General features: G+C 44.6%; 15 protein-coding genes. 12 read left to right on the top strand and 3 right to left on the bottom strand.

Annotated features, from left to right (window positions below; all coding sequences use genetic code 11):
- Positions 1–386: 386 nt before the first annotated feature.
- Positions 387–2,225 carry an RICIN domain-containing protein gene (locus tag FAM09_RS17675; RefSeq protein ID WP_136578448.1) on the top strand — a complete coding sequence of 613 codons (1,839 nt, stop codon included), beginning with the start codon at positions 387–389 and terminating at the stop codon, positions 2,223–2,225.
- A 386-nt stretch (positions 2,226–2,611) separates the two neighbouring features.
- Entirely contained in the window at positions 2,612–3,058 is a 447-nt protein-coding gene (locus tag FAM09_RS17670) for a hypothetical protein (protein ID WP_208025593.1), read from the top strand.
- A gap of 217 nt (positions 3,059–3,275) precedes the next feature.
- Here FAM09_RS17670 and dnaG read toward each other — a convergent pair whose 3' ends face one another.
- Positions 3,276–5,339: a DNA primase gene (gene dnaG / locus FAM09_RS17665; RefSeq protein WP_243751697.1), complete on the bottom strand. Its 2,064-nt coding sequence runs from the start codon at positions 5,337–5,339 to the stop codon at positions 3,276–3,278.
- Between the two features lie 282 nt (positions 5,340–5,621).
- Between dnaG and FAM09_RS17660 the strand changes: the two genes are divergently transcribed.
- From FAM09_RS17660 to FAM09_RS17650, 3 genes are all read left to right on the top strand, one after another.
- Positions 5,622–6,002 (top strand): hypothetical protein, encoded by a 381-nt coding sequence (locus tag FAM09_RS17660; protein WP_136578447.1) that lies wholly within the window; start codon positions 5,622–5,624, stop codon positions 6,000–6,002.
- 232 nt (positions 6,003–6,234) lie between these two features.
- Positions 6,235–8,370, top strand: a complete 2,136-nt coding sequence (locus tag FAM09_RS17655; RefSeq protein WP_136578446.1) for an elongation factor G — start codon at positions 6,235–6,237, stop codon at positions 8,368–8,370.
- A 261-nt stretch (positions 8,371–8,631) separates the two neighbouring features.
- Positions 8,632–10,995 carry a PAS domain S-box protein gene (locus FAM09_RS17650; protein WP_166437192.1) on the top strand — a complete coding sequence of 788 codons (2,364 nt, stop codon included), beginning with the start codon at positions 8,632–8,634 and terminating at the stop codon, positions 10,993–10,995.
- 120 nt (positions 10,996–11,115) lie between these two features.
- Here FAM09_RS17650 and FAM09_RS17645 read toward each other — a convergent pair whose 3' ends face one another.
- The gene (locus FAM09_RS17645; protein ID WP_136578444.1) at positions 11,116–11,778 is read right to left on the bottom strand and encodes a gluconate 2-dehydrogenase subunit 3 family protein; all 663 of its coding nucleotides are present in this window, start codon (positions 11,776–11,778) and stop codon (positions 11,116–11,118) included.
- 92 nt (positions 11,779–11,870) lie between these two features.
- Positions 11,871–13,613 carry a GMC oxidoreductase gene (locus FAM09_RS17640; protein ID WP_136578443.1) on the bottom strand — a complete coding sequence of 581 codons (1,743 nt, stop codon included), beginning with the start codon at positions 13,611–13,613 and terminating at the stop codon, positions 11,871–11,873.
- A 550-nt stretch (positions 13,614–14,163) separates the two neighbouring features.
- Between FAM09_RS17640 and FAM09_RS17635 the strand changes: the two genes are divergently transcribed.
- From FAM09_RS17635 to purU, 7 genes are all read left to right on the top strand, one after another.
- Entirely contained in the window at positions 14,164–14,418 is a 255-nt protein-coding gene (locus FAM09_RS17635; RefSeq protein WP_136578442.1) for a hypothetical protein, read from the top strand.
- 475 nt (positions 14,419–14,893) lie between these two features.
- Complete coding sequence (locus FAM09_RS17630) at positions 14,894–15,205, top strand: hypothetical protein (RefSeq protein ID WP_136578441.1); 312 nt, start codon at positions 14,894–14,896, stop codon at positions 15,203–15,205.
- Positions 15,206–15,419: 214 nt separating this feature from the next.
- The gene (locus tag FAM09_RS17625) at positions 15,420–15,761 is read left to right on the top strand and encodes a helix-turn-helix domain-containing protein (protein ID WP_136578440.1); all 342 of its coding nucleotides are present in this window, start codon (positions 15,420–15,422) and stop codon (positions 15,759–15,761) included.
- Between the two features lie 924 nt (positions 15,762–16,685).
- A complete protein-coding gene (locus FAM09_RS17620; RefSeq protein WP_136578439.1) occupies positions 16,686–17,246 on the top strand; it encodes an RNA polymerase sigma-70 factor in 561 nt (186 codons plus the stop codon).
- A 104-nt stretch (positions 17,247–17,350) separates the two neighbouring features.
- Positions 17,351–18,400: a FecR family protein gene (locus tag FAM09_RS17615; RefSeq protein ID WP_166437191.1), complete on the top strand. Its 1,050-nt coding sequence runs from the start codon at positions 17,351–17,353 to the stop codon at positions 18,398–18,400.
- 221 nt (positions 18,401–18,621) lie between these two features.
- Positions 18,622–21,654 (top strand): TonB-dependent receptor, encoded by a 3,033-nt coding sequence (locus tag FAM09_RS17610; protein ID WP_136578437.1) that lies wholly within the window; start codon positions 18,622–18,624, stop codon positions 21,652–21,654.
- A 69-nt stretch (positions 21,655–21,723) separates the two neighbouring features.
- Entirely contained in the window at positions 21,724–22,581 is an 858-nt protein-coding gene (gene purU, locus FAM09_RS17605; RefSeq protein WP_243751696.1) for a formyltetrahydrofolate deformylase, read from the top strand.
- Positions 22,582–22,638 lie beyond the last annotated feature (57 nt).

The following is a 22,638-nucleotide window of genomic DNA, read 5'->3' as shown; positions in this document are numbered from 1 at the left end:
AACATGCTGCTATAAGTATACGCGGTTAAGGTCAGGTTTTCTACCGCTTTACAATAACCGGCTTTCCCCTCGCCGGTGTTAAAATATAGCAGGACCGTTTAAAGATCCACATATCCGTTTTGCATGCCACATAAAATCGTGAAACGGCAAACGGCAAACGGCAAACGTGAAAAGGATTCGGAGTTCGCGTTCGTTTTGCCAGCCTCATAAATTTTATCGTGAACGTGAAAGGTGAAACGTGAAACGGAATACCACGAAGTTCGTGTTAACATTACCGTTTGATGAATCATATTTGACTATAAAGTGCAATGAAAAACAGTAGTTGTGATGCCTGCATTGGTTTCACGTTTGCCGATTGACGACATAACATTTAAACCCGTTTAATTATGAAAAAGCGGAAATTGCTTGCACTAACCACCGTGGGAATTTTGTTGAACCTGTTTGTGCAGGCACAACAAACCATTTTGGGTTTGGAAACATACTTCGAAGAAGCCTATTGGCGCTATCCGAATATTCCCCGCGGCTTACTGGAAGCGGCGGCCTATTCAGCCTCCCGCATGACGAACCTGCAACCATCGGTTCACGATGCGGATAATTGTACCGGCATGCCGCACAGGCATGGGTTGTTCGGGCTGGTTGAAAATGGCCGTGGTTATTTTAAAAATAATCTGTTAACCGTTTGCAGTAACAGCAACATCACACCTGAGCAATACAATAAAGATGTGCGGTTACAGATATTGGCAGTAGCCAAATTTTTAAGTCGTGAAGCGAGCATCAGGCAATTGGATGTACGCATAAGCCCGGAAGGTTTTGCCATTGTGTTCGATTTATTGGCTGAATTCCCCGATGATAGTTCTACCATCAATAAATATGCGCTGGCCCTGTACAAATATGACATTTATGATCACCTGCAACGAGGCATTAACCTCCCTTCGCTGAAAAGAGCGCCGGTTAAAGTGCGAATGGAGCAAATATTTCCGGTGGCTTTATTGCGCAAATTGCAATCGCCCGAAATACAGATCAACGTTGATAAGGATTCAATTCAGTTACACAACAATAATGCGGCTGATGCCAACAGCACTTCCATATTTGCCACTAACCGCATGCCTGATGTGAACGCTGCTACTGAAACTGCAGAAGTTTCCGGCGCAGATTATCCATCGGCCGTTTATGTAGGGGCTAATGACAATAATTACAAAAGCGGCCGCAACAATACAAAGATCACCCATGTAACCATTCATACCACACAGGGAAGTTATGCGGGCACTATTTCCTGGTTTAAAAATCCGGCCGCCGCAGTTTCTACCCATTACATCATTCGTTCAACAGATGGACAGATATCGCAAATGGTAAAAGAGAGCGATATGGCTTACCATGCGCAGGGCGCCAATTCATATGCGATCGGTATTGACCACGAAGGTTATGTTGAACAGGGCAGTAAGTGGTATACCGATAAAATGTATCACGCTTCGGCTGACCTGGTGCGTAATATCTGTTCGCGCCTGGCTATTGATGAAACCACCTGTTATCGCGGACCAGCCACTATTGGTACGAATTTCCTGGCAGCCGGCATACACATTAAAGGCCATCAGCATTATAATGGCAATACCCACACCGACCCGGGGAAATACTGGGACTGGAATAAATATGCTGATATGGTAATGAATAAAAGCATCCTGGATAATGAAAAAGAACAGGCCTTTGCCACCATACCTAACGGCATTTACCGCATTACCAATGTGAACAGTAAAAAAGTATTGAATACCCGCGATTGTTCGGGCGCTCCATTAGCCCGCATTACACAAACAGCGTGGGATGGAAGAGACTGCCAACGCTGGCGTTTTGAGTACGCGGGCAATGGCTGGTATAAGATTACCAGCGCAGTAAGTGGCCGGGCATTGGAAGTGCCGGGCGGCACAAAAGATAATGTACAGATACACCTGAAAGATCTCAAAGACAATGATAGTCAACTATGGCGCTTACTCGAAGGTGGTAGCAAAGGGCAGTTGCGTTTGGTGAATAAAGCAAGCGGTAAAGTGCTTGATGTATTTGCCGGTTCAGCCAATAATGGCGCGGCCATACTGCAATCGGCCTGGAATGGAAAAACGCGGCAGAAATGGACCCTGGTACCTGTAAACTCTACCGATACCGAAGATGAGGCGCATCGCTTTAAAAAGGTGCATTTGGATACGGAGGCAACTGAAGTTATTCCGACAGGGAACTAAATACAGCTTCAAGCTGCAAGCCATAAGCTCAAAGCAAATACAGGTAATAAAGGGAGGGGAATATTGAATACTGAATGTTCAATGTTGAATGTAGAAGGTGAAGCCTACATGAGAAGGGATTTGTCATTCAGACACATATTTTATATGCATATATATGCCCGGGAAGGGTAAAATACTGTAATAACTACAATTTCAGGAGAAGCTCCTAAATTAATATTGGTGGCTGTAACTACTTGCGGCTTATAGCTTTCTGTTTAAGGCTTTGGGCTTTTAGCAGGACGCTTTCCCTCATTGTTAAAATTTTTTTTATCTAGTAAGCATCTTTTCATACCTTTGCAATCCCGTCCATTTTTTTAACCTGAAAAGCTTATACAAAAACCTTCGGCATGTCGCAAAATTTGTTAGAAAAGCTTCATTTACAGGAAGAGAAAAACATTTTGATTCAGGGTTTGCCTTCCTCTATTGAGAAGCAATTTGCCAAATTATCGTTTGCCAAAAATGTAACACCACTGTTAAAAACGCGTAAGATAGACTTCGCTTTGGTGTTTGCAGTAAACGAAAATCAATTAAACTGTATTTTAAGGGATGTTCTTCCCGCCCTTCAGGAAGAAAGCAAATTCTGGATTGCTTATCCAAAAAGCACTTCAAAAATTGCTACCGACCTCAACAGGGGATGCAGTTGGGATGGCGTTCGGAACGCAGGCTTTGATAACGCAGATGAAGTGGCTTTAGACCATGTATGGACCGCCATCAGGTTCAACAAGGCCGCCGCCACAGTTAAAGCTGGTGGCAGAAAGAGAGTGGTTTCTCCTGCTCCGGCCATGGTCAATTAATTTTCCCGTGCATTTTTTGATGTATGTAAACTGTCTCATCACGACAGCTATTAAAATTTATTTTTAACCCCGATAGGATGAAGTCCTTTATCGGGGTTAATTCGTTATAAGGTATAAGGCTGAAGGCGCAACGCTAAACGCACAAACCTGAAATTCGGGTTCTCCGATAAATTTGGGCATCTTTAAATTTAAACCCTGTTCCTTTTATCTTCTGCCTTTAAAACTTTTTAAATACAATTCCGGTCAACTTCGTTATTTCCATTTCCATTTCCTTGATGTGCATATGAGGTTGAAGCAGGTCTAAAAATTTCTGGTAGGAATTATTCGCTTCCAGGTCACTCAGGTTTTGTTCCATCAGGTGTTTTATCTTCTTCAGTTTAAGGTATTGCAAGGTACTTAGTACATCATCCTTGAAAGTTTTCTCCTCTTTCTGCAGCGGCTTGTGTTTGTACTCAATATTCATATACTTTCTGAAGCCCTGTTCCAATACCGAGAACACCTCTTTCTCTGCCAGCCAGCGTTCACTTAACTCATAAGGCGAGTTTAATAAACTTACCACCAGGGTGCTTACATCATTTTCCTGCGAGAATATAAAGTCTTTATCAGAAGGCTCAAGATGTGCTGCCAACATATCGCGGTACATTCGCATGATCTTTGTAACCGTTTGGTTCTCGATCATTTCTTCCACAATATCTTCATTGAAGATATATTCAGCGATCTTTTTTTGATGGTCCCAATCCTTCATCCCGTGTTCAAGCAATATTTTAAGCAAAGCCTTCTCCTGCATTTCATCTTTGAATATGAGGTTGAAGCTTTCATCGCTGTAATCCGATGCGGCGCCCTGCATGGCGTTATCTTCAAAGTGTTGCGTAGGATCAAGCGCTGCCTGTTTGCTTTCATCTTTGGCAATCTTTTCGCGAATGAATTTATTTACCAGCGCTACCAAACCGCTTTCTTCAATACGCAGCATTTCGGCACACCTCTTAATGTAATCCTGCTGTTTTGTAAAATCTTCCAGCTTGTTGATCTTCGCAATAGTTTCTGCAACCTGGTTTACTACCGCCGCTTTTTTATTGGCATCGCCGCCGGTATCTTTTAATTGAACTTCGAGCTGAAATAAAATGAAGTCTTTTTTATTCTTATCAATAAATTCCCTGAAGCTGGCTGCACCTACTTTATGTACATAGCTATCGGGGTCTTCCTTGTCGGGGATCAGCACCAGTTTTACATTCAGGCCTTCTTCCAGGGCCATATCCAGCCCACGCAACGCGGCTTTAACACCGGCAGCATCACCATCGTAAATGATGGTAAGGTTGTTGGTGTATTTTTTTATCAGCCGTAACTGGTCCATGGTAAGCGACGTGCCGCCAGAGGCCACTACGTTTTCAATACCTGCCTGGTGCAGGGAAATTACATCGGTATAACCTTCAACCAGTAAACACTCGTCGTATTTATCAATCGCCTGACGCGCAAAATAGGTGCCGTACAGGATCCTGCTTTTTATGTATACTTCGTTCTCCGGTGTATTGATGTATTTAGGCGCTTTATCATTTTTACCAATGATACGTGCGCCAAAACCCATAACCTTACCCGTTTGGTTGTGCACCGGGAAAATGATCCGCCCGCGATAATTGTCAAGCGGTTTATCATCACGCACTACCACTAAACCGCTCTTCTGTAAATTTTCAAGGCTGTATTGCGCTGCCAGGGCGGTTTGCGCAAACGCATCGCGCGTAGCCAGGCAATAGCCCAGTTGAAAACGCTCGATGATCTCTTCGCGAAACCCGCGTTCTTTTAAATAACTTAAACCAATGGCTTGTCCTTCTTCATTCTCAAACAGGTTCCTGCTAAAATATTGGCGGGCGAAATTGTTCAGAATGTATAGGCTGTCTGCCGTCAATTGCTGTTGCTTCACTTCCGGGCTCACAGCCGTTTCTTCTACTTCAACATTGTATTTAGCGGCCAGCCAGCGCAAAGCTTCCACATAAGAATATTTCTCATGTTCCATGATGAAGCTGATGGTATTGCCGCTACGGCCACAACCAAAGCATTTATAGATCTCTTTGGCCGGGGAAACAGTAAAAGAGGGCGTTTTTTCGCCATGGAATGGACAAAGGCCCAGATAGTTAGCGCCACGCTTTTTTAACTTTATAAAGCTACCGACGATCTCAATAATATCTATCCGGCTAAGGATCTGTTGTATGGTTTGCTGAGTGATCATTGTTGCTGCAAGAAACGACAAATTTAATGAGTTTGTAAGTTCATAAGTTATTGAGTTCATAAGTTTAGACACACTTCACGTATTAAAGGACTCAATAACTTAATAACTCAATAACTCAATAACTAATGAGTTAAAAATCAGCCTATTGTATATATTCATTTCAATCATGGCTAAACATGCCTGAAATACGACTGTTAACTAAAGGTTTATAATTTTTATGGCGCTTCCCCTGTTTATTCCGCAAATGTTTCTTAAATTAGATTACCACTCCAATTATAATACACCTTACCGACCAACAATAAATTAGAAGTTCTTTATTTCTTCATTTATAAATTTTCTCCCATGGTAACTACTGATATCGCACAGCTATCAAGAGAATGCAATGCCTGGAGGGAGACATTGCGTTCTTACCGAGATGAATTCGGTCAACTTAAAAATCGCCTCCAGGATCTTGCCGGGCACCAAACCAACAGGGATGTTCTCCTGGAAATTGAACACCTCGACAATCAGTTCCACATTCAGCTCATTAACATCCACGACCTCAAACAAGCCATCAAGCATCACCACCGCAAGCTCAATCACGAAATGGCTGAAAGCAATGGGCAACTGACAGATGATACCACTACCGATCACGAAAGACTTTTCAACGATTATCAGCAACTGGAAAACACCCTGCACGAAGTGAAGCAGGAGTTCTCGCATTTTGCGAGCCATATAGAGTAGCCAACAGGCGATAAGTCCCGGCAAAGCCGGGAGCAAATGCCAACGATTGCATTTCACGTTTTGAAACGTTCCTCTTGTCTATTGCTTATTGCATATTGTCAATTGTTCTTACACCCCTGAATACAGCCGAAAAGTCCTGAGCAGGCTCGCTCTGAGCGTAGCCGAAGAGTCGAAGGACCGCATCCATACCTTTTTAAAACTACCTATTCTTCATTTTAAAAAATTGTTTGCTATGGCTGAATTTGATACCTCACACGTAAAAAATGTGGTCTTGCTGGGTCATGCCGGCTGCGGTAAGACCACGTTAGCGGAATGCATGCTCTTTGAAGCAGGCCTCATTACCCGCCGCGGCACTATTGCCGAAAGAAATACCATCGGTGATTACCATGAACTGGAACAGGAACGTGGTAATTCCATTTTCTCCAAATTAATGCACACCAAATGGCGGGGCTATAAGATCAACATCATTGACACACCCGGTTACGACGATTTCGTTGGCGAAGTGATCTCTGCCCTTCGGGTGGCCGACACCGGTGTTATGTTACTCAATGCCGTGATGGGAGTTGAAGTAGGCACCGACATTATTTGGGATTATACCGAGCAATTTAAAACGCCCATGATCTTCGCCGTTAATAAACTGGATGAAGACAATGCCGATTTTGACAAAACCATTCGCGAAGCGAAAGCCCATTTTGGCAGCAAGGTAGTGGTGGTGCAATACCCCCGCCAGCAAGGCGCCGGCTTTCATGAGATCATTGATGTGCTTCGCATGACCATGTATAAATTCAAAGATACCGGCGGCAAACCCGAAAAACTGCCTATACCTGAAGAAGAAAGGCAACGTGCTGATGAACTGCATAAAGAACTGATTGAAGCAGTGGCCAGCAATGATGAGTCGCTGATGGAAAAATACTTCGACAAAGGCGAACTGGATGAAGATGAAATGAAAGCTGGCATGAAAAAGGCCATGATCAACCATGACCTGTTTCCTTTATTCTGCCTCTCGGCCGAACGGAACATGGGCAGCGGCCGCCTCATGGGCTTCATTGATAATGTTTGTCCCAGCGCCAATGAAATGCCGCCGCAAACAACGCAAAGCGGGCAGCAACTACCTTGCGAAGCCAACGGACCGGCCTGCATATTTATATTCAAAACCATCAGTGAGCCGCATGTAGGCGACATGTCGTTCTTTAAAGTATACTCCGGTACGGTACAAAGCGGAATGGAACTGGAAAATGAGTCTACCGGCGTTACTGAAAAAATAAACCAGCTTTTCCTTGTAGAAGGAAATAAACGGTCGAATACCAACGAACTGGTTGCCGGCGATATTGGCGCCACCCTTAAATTAAAAAACACACATGTCAATAATACCCTGCACGTGCGGGGAAAGAATTATGAACTGCCTCCCATTGAATTTCCTCCGCCTAATTTAACAGTGGCTATTGAAACCATCAAAAAGGGCGAAGAAGAAAAATTGTCGCAGGCGTTACACCAATTGCGGGAAGAAGATCCCACCCTCATCGTTGAGGTGTCTGGTGAATTAAAACAAACGCTCATCCATTGCCAGGGCGATATGCATTTGGCGGTGGCTAAATGGAAAATAGAGCATTTTCATAAAGTAGAAGTAAAATTTGTAAAACCGCGGATCCCATATCGCGAAACCATTCGCCGGATGGCCGAAAGCAGCTACCGGCATAAAAAGCAGAGTGGGGGCGCCGGCCAGTTTGGCGAAGTATTTATGCGCATTGAGCCCTGGTACGAAGGCATGCCCGAACCGCATGGTTTAACCGTTCGCGGCCGCGATGTTCATGATCTGGATTGGGGCGGTAAACTGGTTTATTTTAACTGTATTGTGGGCGGTGCGATAGACAATCGTTTTCAGCCTTCCATTTTAAAAGGGGTTATGGAAAAAATGCAAACAGGTCCACTTACGGGATCATATGTGCGAGATGTGCGGGTGTCGGTTTACGACGGCAAAATGCACCCGGTGGACAGTAACGATATTTCGTTCAAGATCGCCGGCCTGATGGCTTTTAAACAGGCTTTCCAGCAGGCAGACCCGCAGATCCTGGAACCCGTTTACCAGATAGATGTGCTTTGTCCCGACGACCTTACCGGCGCCGTTATGGGCGACCTGCAGAGCCGCCGCGCCGTGGTAGAAGGCATCGACACGCAGGGGCATTTTCAAAAAGTGATCGCCAAAGTACCGCTGGCCGAAATGGATGGGTACTCGTCGTCGCTTCGTTCTATCACCCAGGGGCGGGCTAAGTTTACCATGAAGTTTTTTGACTATGTGCCCGTTCCATTTGATGAACAGCGCAGGTTGATTGACGATTACATTAAGACGGCGAAGGAAGAGCTTGTTTAGCGAGTAGTAAGTAGCAAGTGGCGAGTAGGGGGGGGCCGCGCACAAGCCCACTAGCCATTTACCACTAGCCACTAGCCTCAAAGAGAACCAACTGGCCCTAGATATATAATAGCTACCTACGGGTGGCTATTTTTCTTTGTACGCGAACCGGCTACACAAATATTTTATCGGGGATTCGTGAATATCTGTTATTTTCAACGGGTAATGAACCCCTTGAATAATCAGGCATTTTTATCAATCCTTCTACAATCACATGTTCCCATGTTTATCGCCTGGGGAACTGCCGGAACTTTGTTTTTTAACGATGCGGCCCAGCCGCTCTTTGGCGGGCCATCAGCCATAGGCCAACCGGCGCAAAAAGTATTTGCAGAAAACTGGGATACCCTTGCGCCTGTTTTTGACCAGGTACGGCAGGGGAAGCCCGTAAACATACCCAACATTATTTTCTCTCTTAACCGGCATGGTTACGCGGAGACCGTGAGTTTTACTTTTTCCTGTATCCCCATTTTAAATGAAGCCGGCGAAGCAGGCATGCTGGTTACAGCTACTGAAAACATAAACCCGCTCAACATTGATCAGCGCAAGCAGGCCGAGGATGCCGTACGGCAAAGTGAACTACGGTTCAGGGAGCTTGCCGACTCCATGCCGCAGATTGTATGGACGGCCACTGCCGACGGGTATACTGATTACTATAACAAACAATGGTACCTTTTGATCGGTAATGAAAATGAATTTGGCGACAACAGTTTTCTAAAACATATACACCCTGATGACCAGGCCAGATGTATTGAAACCTGGCATAACGTAGTTCGCTCGGGGGAACCTTATGAAATCGAATACCGGTTTAAAGTAAAATATCCGGTTGAAGGGTATCAGTGGTTCCTGGTGCGGGCTTTGCCCATCAAAAATGATAGTGGCCAGATCATTAAGTGGTATGGCACCTGCACAGATATTGATGAAGTTAAACGCATAGAGCATACGCTTCGTGAAAGTGAAGAACGTTTCAGACTGTTGGTTGATTCAGCACCGGTAATGGTGTGGATGTCGGACCCGCAAATGCAAATCACTTTCTTTAATAAAAGATGGCTTGAATTTACCGGCCGTGGTATGGAACAGGAGTTGTGGGATGGGTGGAAAGAAGGCATTTTGCCCGATGACCTGAAAACCGGCCTGGTAGCTTACGAGGAGGCATTTGAAGCCCGCCGCGACTTTGAGGTAGAATTCCGTTTAAAACGACATGACGGGCAATACCGGTGGATCGTATGTAATGGCATTCCCCGATATTCTTATAACGGCGCTTTCCTGGGATACATCGGCACCAGCATCGATATTCATGAACGCAAGACCATAAGGTTGGAACTGGAGAAACGCGTGGCTGAAAGGACCCACGAGATCTCGCTCAAAAACACCGCGCTGGAAGAAACCACCCGGAAGCTAACCGCCATCAACCATCAATTGGAATTGCGGAACGAAGAGCTGCGCCAGAGTGAAGAACGCTATTTGCGCATGACCAACGAAGTGGAAGATTACGCTATTATTTTACTAAGCAGGGAAGGGTATATTGAAAACTGGAATAAAGGCGCGGAAAAGATAAAAGGGTATACGGCCGACGAGACCATCGGCAAGCACTTCCGGCTGTTTTATACGCACACCGATCAGCAGCAGGGCCTGGCCGAAAGACTGATCGAGGAAGCGAAGGTGAACGGCAAATCAACCTATGAAGGCTGGCGCGTGCGCAAAGACGGTTCAACCTTATGGGCGTATACGGTGATCACTGCTTTGCACGACGACAAAAACGACATCATCGGGTTTTCGAAAGTGACCCGCGACTTAACGCAAAAGAAACAGGCGGAAGACCGGTTGAAAATGTATGCCGAACAACTGGAACAAAAGAACATGGAGCTGGAACGAAGTAACACCGAATTGTCGTCTTTTAGCTATGTGGCCAGTCACGATTTACAGGAACCTTTGCGAAAGATACAGGCGTTTGGCAACCTCATTCAATCAAGGGATGTGGCCCACTTAAGCGAAACAAGTAAAGATTATTTTAACCGGATGGTGAAAGCGGCTATCCGCATGCAAAACCTGATCGATTCCCTGCTGGAGTTTTCGCGCACGACCACCGCCCGTAAGAATTTTGAGCCCACCGATCTGAATGCACTGCTGGATGAAGTAAGAAAAGAACTGGCACACCGGATCGAAGAGAAAAAAGCGGTGATAGAATCGTCGCACCTGCCTAAGTTAACGATCATTCCTTTTCAGTTCAGACAACTGCTATCGAATTTGATCAGCAATTCGCTGAAATATTCCAAATCAGATACAACGCCGGTTATTGAGATCAATGCCACTTTTGTAAAAGCCGCCGCAATGAACGAGAAAGCAGCCCTGCCGGGCAAAGATTATTTCCGGTTTACCGTAGCGGATAACGGCATTGGCTTTGAACAGGAGTATGCTGAAAAAGTATTTGATCTGTTCCAGCGATTACATGGACGCAATGAATACAGCGGCTCAGGAATTGGGCTGGCCATTTGTAAAAAGATAGTAGAGAACCATCATGGTTTTATGAGAGCGGAAAGTGAACCGGGCAGGGGAGCTAGATTCTTCTTTTTCATACCGGCTAAATAATTTCGAAGTTCAGAAATTTCAGGCTGCAAGCCACAAGCTGCAAGCAAATACAAAGTAAAAATCCGCAAGTCTGTATTGCTACATTCTTGCGGACTTCTATTACTTAATACTTCAACAGTCTTAGTACTTAGCGCATTCTTTCATTTCTCTTTCCGAATATGCCAGGCCATATTGCTTCAGCACATCGTCTGGCACCCCATTCCATTTGTTAGGCGCATTACCGGCATAACCGAGGTCTTTTACGCCAATTTCACTGGTATAAAAACCAGATGCGGTCATATCGCGCATCAGGTTAAAAAAGGCAACGCCCTGCGCCATTTCGGGTTTGGCTTTCTTAGGCCAGGCAATTTCATCTACCATAGCCATACGTTCCTGCTCGGTTCCTTCAATAAATGGTTTATTGAAACGCTTGAGGCATTGTACATCGAGCCAGCGCAAACCGCCCCGCATGGGTATTTGATTTTCGGGCCGGTCTTTTACCATGAACTCAATGAACTCGGGCACTTTGGCATCTGATGCACTGCCGCTTATTTCATCACGCGGAATGATGATGTCGGCAAGCATGGTGATGGTGGCCATTTCATGTTTTGTAAAAAATGTGGTAGCCAGGAGCTCCTTCTCGCGGATCTTTTCTTCTTCGGCCCGGTCTAACGTAAACTCATTGCCTTTGTCAGCAGCTTTGGCATCATCTGCTTTTTTATTATCTGTTTTACAGGCATCCAGCAGCACACTGGCCGACAGGGTACCTACTGCTATTGCTTTAAGGGATTTTCTTCTGTCCATAATTAGTTCTAAGTTTTTAGTTCTTAGTTCCTGGTTTTAAATTCTCCTGGCCGCGAGGGCTTGTAGCTTGAAGCGTACAGCCTGCAGCGGTATTATATATTCCTTTTCTTCATTTCATCGATAATATATTCCGAAGTGCGCATCGATAAAGCGAGGATCGTCCAGGTGATATTTTTATCAGCCTGAGATACGAAAGGTCCGCCATCCACGCAGAACAGGTTCTTACAATCATGCGCCTGCGCCCATTTATTCAGGGCTGAGCGTTTGGGATCATTACCCATACGCACGGTGCCGGCTTCGTGAATGATATTACCAGGAGCATGCAAGCCATAATTGTTTGCAGCGGTATCATCGTCACCCCATGTAATTACGGCGCCCATGGCATGAAAGATCTCCCTGAACGTATCCTTCATGTGTTTGGCTTGTTTTATTTCGTACTCGGTAGGTTTTACATTAAAGCGTAATACCGGGATGCCATATTTGTCAACCACCTTGGGATCTATTTCGCAATAATTGCTTTCTACCGCTATGGCTTCACCCCGACCGGCCATACCTACGCGGGCGCCATAAAAATAGCGATAATCTTCTTTCAGCGATTTGCCATAGCCGCCGGCTTCTTTTTGTTGTCCCTTTACCTGGAACTTTCCATTCATGTTCTGGATACCACTGCCAAAACCATAAGCGGGCTGGCCAAAACCGCCCCAGTATTCAATATGATAACCGCGGGGGAAGTCGAGCTTTTTATTATCAACCCACCAGGGCGTATAAATATGCGCACCGCCTACGCCATCTTCATTATAGCGTTTGCGATCGAACAGTTCAGGAATTACACCCCCCATATCGGCGCCGGTAGAATCGTGCAGGTATTTTCCTACCACGTTGCTGTTGTTGGCCAGTCCATTGGGATAGCGGGCCGATTTGGAGTTCAGGAGCAAACGGGCCGATTCGCAGGCGCTGGCAGCCAGAATTACGGTGCGGCCGCTTACCTGGTATTCCTGCATATCGGTTTTATTAACGTACGATACGCCCGTGGCCAGTCCTTCCTTATTGGTGAGCACTTCCCGCGCCATGGCGTTGGTGATCACATCAATATTGCCGGTTTCAATAGCAGGTTTTATTAATACAGAAGAAGAAGAGAAATCGGCATATGCATAAGAGCAGGCGCGGTTACACTGGCCGCAATAGATACACTCTCCGCGCGTTTCGTTTATTTTTTTTGTTAAGATCGAGAGGCGGGAGGGGATGACCGGGATACCAATGCTGGTAGCCGCTTTTTTGATCATCAGCTCATGCAAACGAGGCTTCGGCGGCGGCAGAAAAATACCATCGGGATCATTCTCCAGTCCTTCATTGCTGCCAAACACACCGATCAATTTGTCTACTTTATCATAATAAGGTTTTATGTCTTCATAGCCAATTGGCCAGTCATCACCCAATCCATCAATGCTGCGGCGTTTGAAATCTTTAGGTCCAAAACGGAGAGAAATTCGGCCCCAGTGGTTGGTACGGCCACCGATCATGCGGGCACGCCACCATTCCCATTTGGTATCATCTTTATGGGTATAGGGTTCGCCATCAATTTCCCAGCCCCAATAGCAGGCATCAAAATCTCCGAATGGTCTGAATTTAGTGCTGGCGCCACGACGGGGTGATTCCCATGGATTTTTAAACTGGGTTACATTCGTCCTTGGATCATACATTGGTCCGGCCTCAATCAAACATACTTTCAACCCAGCCTTCGACAATACATAGGCTGCCATGCCGCCGCCGGCACCGGAGCCTACGATAATGGCGTCGTACTGCTTGGCGTTTTTTTTCACCTGAAGATCACCCATAATAGTAAGTGAGTTTAAAAATTGATGAATGGTTTAGAGCCATAAATGTAAAGTTTTAGCAATCCTGACCAATTTTTATTAATGTAATTTTTATGGGTGGCGTGAATGGTGAATGGTGAAAGGTAAATGGTCAATGGTGAATGGATTCCTGGCATTTGGGATTTGCTTTCGGAATTTGGTTTTGGTTCTTGTTATTTGGATCCTGGGATTTGGCTTTTGGAATTTGGTTCTTGCGATTTGGAATTTGTGATTTGTCCTTATTGATACTCAGGGTTTGTGCTTAGTTTGGGAAGAACTGACATTAACAGAATATATGTCAAAGGCACACTTTCATTAGAAAATATCTAACATTATAGCTATATACATAGATTCTATTCAATAATGTGAGTATTTAGATTAGCCATTACTATAAAATCATATAGATAAACCCTTATTTGTGTAAAATTCGGTTGCAAGATTGCAGAAAATATGTTTTTATCACGCAATTTTACTAATCTAAAAACGTTCTATTGATGTCCTTTTATGTAAAAACCTATAATCGAATATCCCTATGACCCCGTACATCCAAAATGAAACAGACTATCTGGCCGAGAAATTTATGATCCTGGAATATCATATCGCGCATGCCAGTAAGATTGCCCTGCTTAAAATTCAAAGTTGGAAGTTCGCTATCAAGAATCCAGAAGTAGGAACACGGTATCAAATGGCTGCAGAAGATATGGTTCGTCAATCGTTGATGAGTTTTGTACCTAACTCACATATCCTGAGTGAAGAAGGGTTTTATTTCCGTCCGATCGCTAATTAATTTGTTTTAAAGATAATCACAGCAAGTCTCCCGACGCATCGGGAGACTTTTTTATTGGCTATTGCCTATTGTTTATTGCCAAATTGCAAATTGTATTGCCCCGCATCCCCCAAAGCAGCGGCACTACCTTGACAACGGAAAGGCATTGCTTATTGTCTATTGCAAATTGCCGGGAGCCCCTGGCGCAATTGTCGCTTTTCTACCTTTATCATTCTTTGATATTTATATTTTCGTTATATAACAGAAACCCATAAATGATAATTTCTTAATAAATAATTAAAAAGGCGGCAGCTGGTAAACTTTACGACCTATCATTAATGGTTAACCTTTACAAAAGACACTAAACGTGTCTAAAAATTTCATTTACTAAATAAACATTCAAAAAGACCTCCTTATCTTTGTTTTGGCAACACTAATCAGCGAAGTGAGAAAGAAATGGTGAGACGAGCAATTGCCGATGCACAAACCTTATCTGATGGACTGGATTAAACACATTAAACCACTTCTTCTCTTTTTATCTCTTTTAATTATCTCAATTGCCTGCGGGCAATTTTGGTGTGCCTTCACATTTTTTGCAATTTCAATCAATCCGTACAGCGAGCAGATTTCAAAAAAATTGGTAAATCAACATCATTTGTTTGCAGATCCCAAACCGGCGGTCTGGCCAAACCGGTATAGCGTATTTAACCGATGTACTGAGTATGTACCGGAATGGTTCCTCTCGTCATGTAAGCATTGTAACAATGAACAAGGTGATTTGATAGCAGGCAGCAGCCATATGAACTAGCAACAAAACGGATAGCAGCAACTCCCCATCAGGTAATGGATCTACCGGTATACGGCAGATGCCATACAATCTATTATTGTTTAAGAATAAATCAGTAACCCATGTATAGTTCAGCACGGCGATAACCGGCCGCTGAAGTGAATTCTTTGTACCTGGGCAGTAGGCATATAAGGGTTAGCGGCAACACTTTGTTATTTGCAATAAACCTTTTCTTATGAAATTGAAAAAAGAGGACATTGAAAGGATCAGGCTCGCAAAAGATTTATTAACTAAAAACCGGCGTTACCATATTACTATTAATGATCTAAGTCAACAAACACAACTTAACAGAACCAAATTGCAATACGGATTTAAGCAGCTTTTTGGTGTAAGCATTGATGATTACCGTATTTTTTTGCGAATGGAAAAGGCCAAAGAGTTGTTGGAGCAAACCGAAAAAAGCGTAAAGGAAATTTCAATACTGGTAGGATATAAGAGCATGGGAAGTTTTAGTACGATGTTCAAGAAAGTATATAGCAAATCGCCCACCGAATGGCGGAATGGGCGTCATGAATAGGATGATATAACGAGGCGGTTACAGGGGTACGAAGTGAACAGCACTTTGTAAAGATAATATTGCCATTACGAATGGCTGGGCAGCTCTTTGTATAACACTAACAGTATAGTACAGTCTAATTATTTTTGTAAAAAAATGAAATTGTGCAAATACGAGAAATCAGGTAACGTATATTGCATGTAGATATTTGAAAGGACGGTTTTCAATACATACAGAATCAGATAGCGGTAGTTGCGGTACAACTTTTTTGGGTGTTCGCTACAGCAAGCCCTCAAAGCAAATTTTCACAAGCAAGCTAAACGGCCATAGGTACCGCACTACTTCTTCTGAGAAACGTGAAATGGAATACGCGAAGTTTGAGTTTATCTTTCACGTTTGCCGTTTCACGGCCAGGTATGTTTTGATTCGTACCCTTTTATTATATAACACAAAGTATTGGTTTAAACAGCAGTTTATCTGCTACAAGTTCTTTACTATTCATGGCTATAGAATGATGATCCGGGCGGCCGGTGGCGTTATTACAGATGCGGTGGCACGATATTATGCAGGAGGGTCAGTTAACAACACCCATCTAAATAATGCAGGGATGAAAGGCGAGTCGCTCCCGACTTTCACCCAATGACCAGGATAATATAACCCCGGCATGGCCGGCTCCCGGATTCATTTTACATAGTGGTTCGCTATTCATAATTGGCCTTTCTTGATCTATTATAGAAGGTTTTTAACAGTGGCTTGCCCGTACTGCCTTTTCTGTCCAGTAAGGGCACTATAGGTGAGCATTTTGGAGATTGCTGATTTTTTGATTTTGAGATTTAGGGATTTTTGATATTTCCAGGATTGGAGATTTATTAAAACAACAAAACGTTTAAAAACTCCAGGGACGTTTTTTGTTTGCCCTGATTATTTAGTTAACTTTAATCAGCTATGGACCTGCGGGGACTAACTGATGAAATACTGCTACGACTACTAAAAGCCGATGATGACAAGGCTTTTAAAGAGATCTATTCCCGCTACTGGAAACCGGTTTTCGAAGCAGCTTACCGCAGACTGGCCAGCACCGAAATAGCCAAAGAACTGGTACAAACTATATTCCTGCGCATCTGGGAGAAACGCCACACCATTCAAATTAATCACCTACAAAGCTATCTGCAAACAGCTATTAAGAACCGCGTTATTAATTACATCGAATCTACGCTGGTACATAAAAAATATCTGCAACACGTAATAGATACAACGGCGGGCGACTGCCAGGGAACCGAATCAACCGTTCATTTTCATGAGCTATCCCAGGCCTTAGAAAAGGCCATTAACAGGCTACCCGAGAAAACAAGACACGTTTTCCGCCTTAGCCGCTTCGATCATTTAACTATTCGTGAAATTGCTACCAACCTGAACATTTCTGAAAAAGCTGTAGAATACCACATTACGCAATCACTGAAAACGTTGCGGTTATATTTAAAAGATTACCTCGACATCGCATTATAATTTTTTTCTTCCGTATAATTTTTTTCCTTCCCGGTTAGGGTATCGCTGCACCTGCCTGTCTACAACATTATGACCGTGGCACGGTTACATTAAAAATGTCAACAATGGACCGGACAGCTTTCAGGGAACTGTTAATAAAATATAGTAATGGCACTGCCACAGCAGCCGAAAAAGCATTGGTAGACCATTGGTATGAACTGTTATATGATTACAAGCTGCCTGCCTTGAAGCAGGAAGAACTCGATACCATTGAGCAGGAAATGTGGGCGCATATTGAACAAGCAGGCAACATAGTTACGGAAAACACGACCGTACCTTATATAAAGCCGGCTGTGCGCCGAAAACGCCTGTATTATATCGCTGCTGCAGCCATTATTACCGGTTTGATAACAGGAGGGTGGATAATCTTCTTTTCTTCCCCTGAAACCTTCTCCTTTGAAAAGAACCGGCAGCAGCGGAAACTGGCAGAAAGCAGCAATAATACCGCCGCCCCCAAACGAATTTCACTGGCTGATGGCAGTTATGTGGTACTGCAACCGGCTTCCAAAATAGCGTATGCAAATGATATCAATAGTAATAAAAGAGAAGTATTCCTGGAAGGCGAAGCTTTCTTCCAGGTGACCAAAGACCCGGCCCGGCCGTTTTATGTATACACCAATGAACTGGTAACAAAAGTACTGGGCACCAGTTTCGATGTGCGGGCGTTTCCACGTGACAATACCATAAAGGTTATGGTGCACACTGGTAAAGTAACGGTGTACCAGCGAAAGAACGACCAGGCCGAGCAGGAACTGGCAAGGTCCAATGCCACCATTATTATTCCCAACCAGCAAGTGTTGTTTAACCGGCACCAGGCCAGTATAACAAGGTCTATATCCGAGCAACCACTGGCGGTTATTACCAATGGTTCTAATAACAACGGCCAACTTGTGTTTACCGATACACCAGCGTCTGACGTGTTGATGGCCATTCAAAAAGCCTATGGCATCCCGATCGTTTTTGATGAGGAACTGCTAAGCCGTTGTTCATTCACCGGCGCATTTACCAATGAATCTTTTTTCGAAAGGATCAACCTGGTGTGCAAGGCCATAGAAGCTACCTACGAACAAACTGATGGGCAGGTGATCATTACCGGCCATGATTGTGAAAAATAAACTGATTAACCAATAAATTTTACCAGATGAACAATTCAACATGAGCTCTTGAATTACCCGTCTTCTCCGGCCAGCCGGCGGATTCGGCGGGCAAGAAAAATGCCGGCGATGCTGCTACATCACCGGCCATTAATTATCCCGCTGTTATTGTATATGCTTCTTTTGGAAAAGAAGCCGGGATTGCTTTTGATCAATCGTATTAACCAAAAACGCTCAAAGGTATGAGAAATATCGCTTTGCTCAGATCCCCTTTTTGGCTCAGCGCAATGAAGTATGCCGTTCTGCAACTGATACTGGCTGTTCTATTTGCCGTTATCGGGTATGCGGCGCCTGGCCACAGTCAGGGTGTACTCGACCGTGAAGTAACACTAAACATTAAGGAAAAAAAGTTGGAGTATGTATTAAGCAAGATTGAAGAACAAACAAAAGTGGTGTTTGTGTTCAGTCCAAAATTAATACAAAGCCACCGGCTGGTCACTATCAGTAAATCAAAAGAAAAACTATCAGTAATCCTGGATGAACTGACCGGTTATTTAAACCTGGATTACGAAGTAGTGGGTGATAAAGTAATTTTAAAACGGCAGCATGCCGACAATGCCAGTGTTGAACCGGAGGCCGCTCCTGCATTTACACCCGTGCCCATTACCGGAAAAATAACCAACGCAAAAGGCGAGCCCTTGTCTGGAGTAAGCATTGTAGTAAAAGATAAAGCGGGGGGCACATCTACCAATGCCAACGGCGTTTTTACCATCGATGCCAATGAAGGCGATGTGCTTATTATTTCCATCATTGGTTTTAAGTCGAGAGAAATAACCATCGGCAGCCAGCATGAGCTGAATATTTCCATGGAAGAGGCCGTGGCCGAACTAACCACTGTAATGGTAGGCTCCCGTTCATTAAGGCCAAGAACAAATGTTGAATCGCCGGTACCCGTAGATGTGATCTCTTCCAAAGACTTACTGGCCACCGGCCAAATTGAACCGGCGCAACAAATTCAATTCACAGCGCCATCCTTTGTTTCGAACCGGCAAACCATTGCCGATGGAACCGATCATATTGATCCGGCTTCCTTGCGCGGCCTTGGCCCCGACCAGGTGCTGGTATTGGTAAACGGTAAACGCCGCTACAATACGGCGCTTGTAAATATCAATGGCACGGTTGGTAAAGGTTCTGTAGGCACCGACCTGAATTCCATTCCTGCCAGCAGTATTGAACGCATTGAAGTATTACGCGATGGCGCCGCTTCACAATATGGTTCCGATGCCATTGCAGGCGTGATCAATGTGGTGTTGAAAAAGAAAACAGGTACACAGGTATTTACGCATGCCGGGCAACAATATGCCGGCGATGGCGCCAATTTGCAGTTAGGCGTAAACCACGGACTCAAACTTGGTAAAGGCGTATTGAACCTTACTGCTGAAATACGGCGTCGTGAACCCACCAACCGGGCGGGTGAATTCCTGGGGACTGTATTTTCGAACAATGCCTCGCAGGACAGCGCCCTCATTGCACAAAACGGTGGCTGGGATAGAAAGAACAATATGTACATCGGTAATTCAAAACAATTGAATGCCTATGCTGAGGCGAACCTGGAACTACCCATTTCAGCCAATACTAAATTTTATGCAACCGGCATGTACAGTTTTCGTAAAGGAAAAGCAGCCGGTTTTTACCGGTATCCTAAACAAACTACCCAGGTAGTAGCGCAATTGTACCCGCGCGGCTTTCTTCCTTATATAGAATCGGAGATCAACGACCATTCATTGCTGGCTGGCATTAAAGGTAAAACCGCAAGCGCCTGGAACTGGGATGTAAGCAGCGTTTATGGCGGTAACCAATTCAGGTTTGATGTTAGCAATTCAAACAATGCCAGTATGGGTGTCAATTCGCCCACTGATTTCTATTGTGGTAAACTGGCTTTCCGGCAAAGCACTACCAACGTCGACTTTTCAAAAGATCTTGGATCGAAGCTCAACCTGTCATCGTTTAACGTAGCCATTGGTGCGGAAGCGCGTTTTGACATGTTCAAGATAACGCCCGGACAGGAAGAGTCGTGGCGGAACTATGATCCCAATTCAGGCAAGGTAGGCGGGGCGCAGGTTTTCCCGGGCTATCAGCCTTCCAACGCAGTAGACGAAACGCGTAGTGTGGTAAGCACGTATGTGGATGTGGAATCTGATATCACCGAAAAATTCCTGGTGAACGTGGCCGGCCGCTTTGAACATTACAGTGACTTTGGAAATGCCCTGGCCGGTAAGCTGGCCTTGCGGTATAAATTGCTCGATGCGTTGTCTATTCGCGGGGCCATCAGCAATGGTTTCAGAGCACCGTCAATTCACCAGTATTATTTTAATAACACCAGTACGCAGTTCCAGATAGTTGGCGGCAGCTTATCGCCCAGTAATACGTTAACGGTGCGCAATAACGATCCTATAGCAAAGGCATTAGGCATTCCAGACCTGAAAGAAGAAACCTCGGTAAATTATAGTTTAGGTATTACTTCAAAACCAGGGAGAAATGTTTCGCTTACAATTGATGCTTACCGCATCGATATCAGGAACCGTATTCTGCTGGCCGGTCCGTTCAGAAGATCGAACCCAGCGGTTGGCCCTGTATTGAATAATGCCGGCATCCCCCCCGATGTGCAGGTAGTACAGGCATTTTCAAACATCATCGATACAAAAACACAGGGGTTGGATGTGATCCTTTCGGTAAGTCCGCAGGTGGGTAAAGGCAATCTCGATCTGACACTGGCTGCCAACTTTAATGAAACGACAATCAAAAAAGTAAAGGGCACAGAGAACATTCCTGCTGTTCCGGATTCACTTGGTAATTATTTCTTCTTCGACCGGGCTGAACAATCCCGGGTAGAACTGGCCAACCCTAAAAACAAAATTTCGGCTTCGGCCAATTACCAATACAACAAAATAGGCGCCATGATCCGGGCAACCCGGTTCGGCGCAGTTTCTTCCTGGAATATCAACCCACAACTGGATGAAACCTATGAGGCAAAGATCATTACAGATGCCAGCGTCAGTTACAGCGTACATCCCCGGGTTCGGGTAACCATTGGCGCTAATAATTTATTTGATGTGTATCCCGATAAACTAAAGTGGTTCCGCGATGGCAAAGGCGATAAAGGAAATATCTATTACAGCAATACGTCGGATGGACGTTTTGTTTACAGTCGCAACGCAACCCAGTTTGGCATGAATGGCGGATATTATTATATCAGTCTTTCAGCCAATTTTTAAGCGGGTAACATGAGAAGGAAAGAAGCCCGTGCCACGGTTTGGAACCGTGGCACGGTTATATAAATCCAAATGATTATCTTGCTTTCCTTATTGTTACGTATGATCGTTGTTATTCAATGTAAAGACCAGATCGGACTTGTTGCCGGCATTACCGGTGTATTGGCAACGGAGCAACTGAATATTGTTTCGTTGCGCGAGCATGTTGATAAAGCAGCCAACCGTTTTTTTATCAGGGTACATATTGAACAGGAAACCGATTCCCTGGCGCTTGAGGTAAAACTGCAGCAAGTGTTGCCGCCGGATGCGGTGATAAAAGTTAACCCATTACCCGAGAAAAAAGTGGTGGTGCTGGTAACTAAAGAATACCATTGCCTGGCCGACATCCTCATCCGCCATTATTTTAAGACCCTGGGCGCACAGGTGCAATGCGTTATTGGTAACCACGATACCTTACAGAACATTTGCCAGCGCTTCGACATTCCTTTTTACCTCGTATCGCATACGCAGAAAGAAAAAGAGGCATTTGAAGCACAATTGACCAGTTTGGTAGACAAGTATTCCCCCGATTATATTGTGTTGGCGAAATTCATGCGCATTTTATCGCCCGATTTTGTGGCGCGGTATACCGGCCGCATCATCAACATTCATCATTCATTTCTGCCGGCCTTTGTAGGCGCCAGTCCGTACCGGCAGGCTTATGAACGCGGAGTGAAATTAATTGGCGCCACAGCCCATTTTGTGACCAACGAGCTGGATGAAGGGCCTATTATCGCACAACAGATCATTCCGGTAACGCATTCCCATACCTCCGGCGACATGATGAAAGCCGGTAAGGAAATAGAAACCTCGGTGCTGGCGAAGGCATTGCACCTGGTGTTTGAGGACAGGGTGTTTGTTTATAAGAATAAGACGGTAGTTTTTGAATAGACTAGCGAGTAGTAAGTAGCTAGTGGCCAGTAGGGAAGACAAACAAACGCGGAGAGT

The organism is Niastella caeni (genome assembly GCF_004834005.1).
Lineage (GTDB): Bacteria > Bacteroidota > Bacteroidia > Chitinophagales > Chitinophagaceae > Niastella > Niastella caeni.
This window is presented reverse-complemented; position numbering and strand designations above follow the sequence as displayed.

Bases quoted from the DNA above. Each gene is read 5' to 3' on its own strand.
- FAM09_RS17675 (WP_136578448.1), top strand. From the start codon at position 387: ATGAAAAAGCGGAAATTGCTTGCACTAACCACCGTGGGAATTTTGTTG.
- FAM09_RS17670 (WP_208025593.1), top strand. From the start codon at position 2,612: ATGTCGCAAAATTTGTTAGAAAAGCTTCATTTACAGGAAGAGAAAAAC.
- dnaG (WP_243751697.1), bottom strand. From the start codon at position 5,339: ATGAACTCAATAACTTATGAACTTACAAACTCATTAAATTTGTCGTTT.
- FAM09_RS17660 (WP_136578447.1), top strand. From the start codon at position 5,622: ATGGTAACTACTGATATCGCACAGCTATCAAGAGAATGCAATGCCTGG.
- FAM09_RS17655 (WP_136578446.1), top strand. From the start codon at position 6,235: ATGGCTGAATTTGATACCTCACACGTAAAAAATGTGGTCTTGCTGGGT.
- FAM09_RS17650 (WP_166437192.1), top strand. From the start codon at position 8,632: ATGTTTATCGCCTGGGGAACTGCCGGAACTTTGTTTTTTAACGATGCG.
- FAM09_RS17645 (WP_136578444.1), bottom strand. From the start codon at position 11,778: ATGGACAGAAGAAAATCCCTTAAAGCAATAGCAGTAGGTACCCTGTCG.
- FAM09_RS17640 (WP_136578443.1), bottom strand. From the start codon at position 13,613: ATGGGTGATCTTCAGGTGAAAAAAAACGCCAAGCAGTACGACGCCATT.
- FAM09_RS17635 (WP_136578442.1), top strand. From the start codon at position 14,164: ATGACCCCGTACATCCAAAATGAAACAGACTATCTGGCCGAGAAATTT.
- FAM09_RS17630 (WP_136578441.1), top strand. From the start codon at position 14,894: ATGGACTGGATTAAACACATTAAACCACTTCTTCTCTTTTTATCTCTT.
- FAM09_RS17625 (WP_136578440.1), top strand. From the start codon at position 15,420: ATGAAATTGAAAAAAGAGGACATTGAAAGGATCAGGCTCGCAAAAGAT.
- FAM09_RS17620 (WP_136578439.1), top strand. From the start codon at position 16,686: ATGGACCTGCGGGGACTAACTGATGAAATACTGCTACGACTACTAAAA.
- FAM09_RS17615 (WP_166437191.1), top strand. From the start codon at position 17,351: ATGGACCGGACAGCTTTCAGGGAACTGTTAATAAAATATAGTAATGGC.
- FAM09_RS17610 (WP_136578437.1), top strand. From the start codon at position 18,622: ATGAGAAATATCGCTTTGCTCAGATCCCCTTTTTGGCTCAGCGCAATG.
- purU (WP_243751696.1), top strand. From the start codon at position 21,724: ATGATTATCTTGCTTTCCTTATTGTTACGTATGATCGTTGTTATTCAA.